The following is a 4319-nucleotide window of genomic DNA, read 5'->3' on the forward strand; positions in this document are numbered from 1 at the left end:
CTGAGCCAGGATCAAACTCTCCAAGAAAGTTGATATAGCTCAAAAAATGTTACGTTGGCTTAGCTTTTCTAAAAAACTAAAAAAATTGTTTGTTGACGTTCTTGTTTGTTTAGTTTTCAAAGAGCAAGATTTGCTAGTTTAATAGCAACAAAACGTATAATATCATATTCACTTCATAAAAGTCAACATATTCTTTCGTTTCACTTGTATGTTTGACTCCCTCTCGAAGGGAACTTTTATATAATAACATCTGTTTACATCCACTTCAATAGTAATATTTTCCAATAGGCAACTAATTGCCTTACATAAAAACAAACGCGTGAAACTCTCCACGCGTTCTAATTTATAATGTCCTAGGACATAATTCTTTTTTCTCCTTCAATTGCCTTGATTGGATCAATATTTTGCGTAAATTCAAGAGTGCCCATGTATTTACCGGTCTCGTCCCTAACGGCAAAATAACGAATATAAACATATTTATCACGGAACTTAATCCAGAAATCTTCTGTATCCTTTCTGCCAGCTTTAAAGTCAGCTAACAGTTCCTCCACCAAATGTACACTTCTTGGCGGATGACAATTTTGGACAGTACGGCCAATTACTGCTTTTGTGCGGGCGAAAATTCGTTCTTTTCCATGAGAGAAATAACGAACTACATCATCTTGATCAATAAATGTGAGATCCACAGGCAAATGATTTAACAACAACTCTAATTGTTTTAAAGACAACATCCCTGTTTCCATTTTAATAAATCCTTCAGATATTGCTTTCTCCTCCAACGCATGTCTTTCAGGCTTCCAAACCTCTGTAGGTGCAATCAAGCAATATCCAATTTCATCACTTTCACGTGCAATTTTTACCCATTCATCCTCTGTGAAATTATTCAATGCCATTGGAAAGAGTATATTTTCCTCTCTATAAATCATGGTGATAACTTCTTGAATAACAAATATTAATACTTCGATAACCGCCTGCTTGTCCCCGTTATATGAACTAAGCTTCATCCTAGCATCTTTAATAGCATCACGAATAAAGTCGTTTATACGCCACATATTATTTGTTGGCCCATAAATGCCATACGTTTCTAAATAAGGAAAAATTAAATTTTCTTTCCGGCTGTAGTGTTTGTCAACATCCAGAAGAAGATTAATATCCTCTAAAAGCTTAATAATATTCTCAGAATTGTCATCCTTTTCAAATTGCTCTAAATGTACTTGTAGTTGGATATTTACCAATTTATCTAGTTCTTTATTTTCTAATATAAAGGTGTGGATAGGATGTCCTGGCTGCTCCTCAGGCTTATAGGTTTTTTCAACTTCCTCAATAGCTCCTCTAAAGATTTCTGTATGTTTCGCATGTAAACGATGCATCTCTTCAACAGTGAGATCTCCAAAATCATGCTGGAGCTGGGAGATTTCATCGATAGTTATTTTTCCGATAAACGCATCAAAATGTGCTTTTACCTCTTTTACATTTTTGCCTTCATGAAGATCTTTAAAGATTTGCTTTAAGATTGCTTGACGTTTACTTGGATTATTAGTTAGTAGTTCACGATTATTAATTAATTCACTCATGTGTATTCTCCTTCGCTAGTTGCTCTTATTTATATGGTATTGATAATTAATCTCATACATAAAATAACACCTTTTATAAACTCTGATTGTGATTAACATCATTGGTACAGAAATTAACCTTAAAATGTGATAAATTTATGACGTTGAAATTGACAGAGATTTTTATTCATGTTATATTTATCTCGAATTAAAGATATTTTACTTCAAGAGATTGAATAATCCCTATCATAGGGAAATATAAACAAAGCATACTATTAAATGGAGGAATAAACTTGAATAATTTAAAAGGCATCCACCATGTAACAGCTATTACTAGCAGCGCAGAAAAAAATTATGAATTTTTCACCTATCTATTAGGTATGCGTCTTGTAAAGAAAACAGTAAATCAAGATGATATTCAAACTTATCACTTATTTTTTGCAGACGACACCGGAAGCCCTGGAACAGATATGACATTTTTCGATTTCCCTGGTATTCCAAAAGGCACGCATGGAACAAATGAGATTTCAAAAACTTCTTTCCGTGTACCAAGTGACGCAGCAATAGATTATTGGGTAAAGCGTTTTGACAGATTAAACATTACCCATACCGGGATAAAAGAACAGTTTGGCAAGAAAACAATATCGTTTGTTGATTTCGATGACCAACAATACCAATTGATTTCAGATGAGAACAATGAGGGAGTAACAGCAGGTGTACCTTGGCAGAAAGGTCCTATTCCATTAGAATTCGCTATTACCGGACTAGGTCCAATTTTTGTAAGAATTGCTAACTTTGATTATTTTAAAGAAATGTTGGAAAAGGTTTTGCATTTTAAAGAAATTGCTCAAGAAGGTGCCTTTCACTTATTTGAAGTTGGCGAAGGCGGAAATGGTGCTCAAATAGTAGTTGAATATAATGCAGTCCTTCCACAGGCACGGCAAGGATTCGGGACAGTTCACCACGCAGCATTCCGGGTTGAAGATCGTTCTGTGCTGGATGAATGGGACAAACAATTACGCTCTTTTGGATTCCAAACATCTGGTTTTGTCGATCGCTACTTTTTCGGTTCTCTATACTCAAGGGTTGCCCCTCAAATCTTATTTGAATTTGCAACCGACGGTCCTGGATTTATGGGTGATGAACCATATGAAACCCTTGGTGAAAAACTATCCTTACCACCTTTCTTTGAATCAAAACGTGTACAAATAGAAAAACTCGTACGTCCAATTAACACTGTGAGAAGTACTATAGATTTTAATAAAGAATAATAAACAAAGAAGTGCCAGCAGTAATAACTGCTGGCACTTCTTTGTTTATTATAGTGTAGTAATAATGGGTCCATTCTTTGATAGGATGATGGTATGTTCGTATTGGGCAACAAAACTTTCTTCAGTCACATAAGTCCAGTCGTCACCTTCAACCTGAAAAACTTCTTCCTCTTTAGTTGAAATAAAAGGTTCGAAAGCGATAACCATGCCTTCCTTTAATAGCTCATCATCCCAGGTATCATGATAATTATAAATATGATCAGGCGCTTCATGTATTCTTCGTCCGATTCCATGTCCTGTTAGATTCATGATAACTGTTAATCCGTGTTGACGCGCCGTTTGGATGACGGCCTTTCCAATCCCGCTTTTCTTTGAACCAGGTTTCGCTTTCTTTAAGCCTGCTTCAAAAGCCAATTTCGCCACATCACATATCTTTGTTAGTATCTCTTCCCCTTCACCTACAACAAATGAAATGCCTGTATCAGCAAAGTAACCATTCTTTGAACCAGAGACATCAATATTTACGATGTCACCTTCTTGAATGACTCTATTACCAGGTATACCATGTGCTACTTCTTCATTGATACTTATACATGTGTAGCCAGGGAAATCATATTCACCCTTTGGTGCAGAAATTGCACCCGCCTTGTCAAAAAGCTGACCTGCTATATCATCCAGTTCCTTTGTGGTTATGCCAGGTACCGTTCTTTGTACCAATTCATCTCTAATTTCAGCACAGATTTTGCCGATTTCTTTCAATGCATTAATATCTTCTTCTGTTTTTGCTATCATATGTTTTCCCTACTTATCATTTTTTTATCGTTGTAAACTTTCCATTCTTATATTTTAGGCTTACCTATACTAAAAATTCAAGTATGTTTCCTTTTTGTAAAAAATTGATTTATTCTTAAAAATCTATTCTTTTCACACCCAATGAGCTGACTTCACTAATGCGGCTTGTAATTTAGTTTGTTTAGTCCCCTTAGCGGCGATTGCTTTAGCCTGTGTTAGAAAGATACAGCCAGTTAGATTAGCACCACTGATATCTGTATTCCTAAAATCCGCACCTCTTTATGAATCGATTTTGCAATGTTGAATACTATGAATTCCGAATCTATTAATTGTTCCATCCTTACATATAAACAACACCACACTGGCAAGATTCTCTGTCTATCGTTCCTTCTAACCATATAAACAACGCCACTAGGGAACGATTCTCTATCTATCGTTCCTTCTAACCATATTAACCACACCACTAGGGAACGATTCTCTATCTATCGTTCCCTCTATCCATATAATTGTCGCCTCGGGGGCACGATTCTCCTTCTTAGACGACAAAAAAACACAACCCTAATAAGGTTGTGCTTCGTTTGCCTGGCAACGTCCTACTCTCACAGGGACAAAGTCCCAACTACCATCGGCGCTGAGAAGCTTAACTTCCGTGTTCGGTATGGGAACGGGTGTGACCTTCTCGCCATTGCTGCCAGACTATTTT

Annotated in this window: 3 protein-coding genes, 1 rRNA gene and 1 pseudogene; 1 reads left to right on the plus strand and 4 read right to left on the minus strand. The window is 36.2% G+C overall.

What is annotated here, in order from left to right:
• Positions 1 to 353: 353 nt before the first annotated feature.
• Complete coding sequence (locus M3189_RS26295) at positions 354 to 1574, minus strand: DUF438 domain-containing protein (protein WP_251639746.1); 1221 nt, start codon at positions 1572 to 1574, stop codon at positions 354 to 356.
• Positions 1575 to 1846: 272 nt separating this feature from the next.
• Here M3189_RS26295 and M3189_RS26300 point away from each other — a divergent pair, with 272 nt between their 5' ends.
• On the plus strand, positions 1847 to 2824 hold the full coding sequence (locus M3189_RS26300; RefSeq protein WP_251639748.1) for a ring-cleaving dioxygenase: 978 nt from the start codon (positions 1847 to 1849) through the stop codon (positions 2822 to 2824).
• A 48-nt stretch (positions 2825 to 2872) separates the two neighbouring features.
• Here M3189_RS26300 and map read toward each other — a convergent pair whose 3' ends face one another.
• The 3 genes and pseudogenes from map to rrf all read right to left on the minus strand — a co-directional run bounded on the left by map (position 2873) and on the right by rrf (position 4312).
• Entirely contained in the window at positions 2873 to 3616 is a 744-nt protein-coding gene (gene map, locus M3189_RS26305; protein ID WP_251639750.1) for a type I methionyl aminopeptidase, read from the minus strand.
• Between the two features lie 132 nt (positions 3617 to 3748).
• Positions 3749 to 3892, minus strand: a pseudogene (locus M3189_RS26310) (pentapeptide repeat-containing protein); the annotation flags it as partial.
• 304 nt (positions 3893 to 4196) lie between these two features.
• Positions 4197 to 4312: ribosomal RNA gene (gene rrf / locus M3189_RS26315) — 5S ribosomal RNA — on the minus strand.
• Between the last annotated feature and the right edge of the window lie 7 nt (positions 4313 to 4319).

It is taken from the genome of Neobacillus niacini, from assembly GCF_023715415.1.
Lineage (GTDB): Bacteria > Bacillota > Bacilli > Bacillales > Cytobacillaceae > Neobacillus > Neobacillus niacini_C.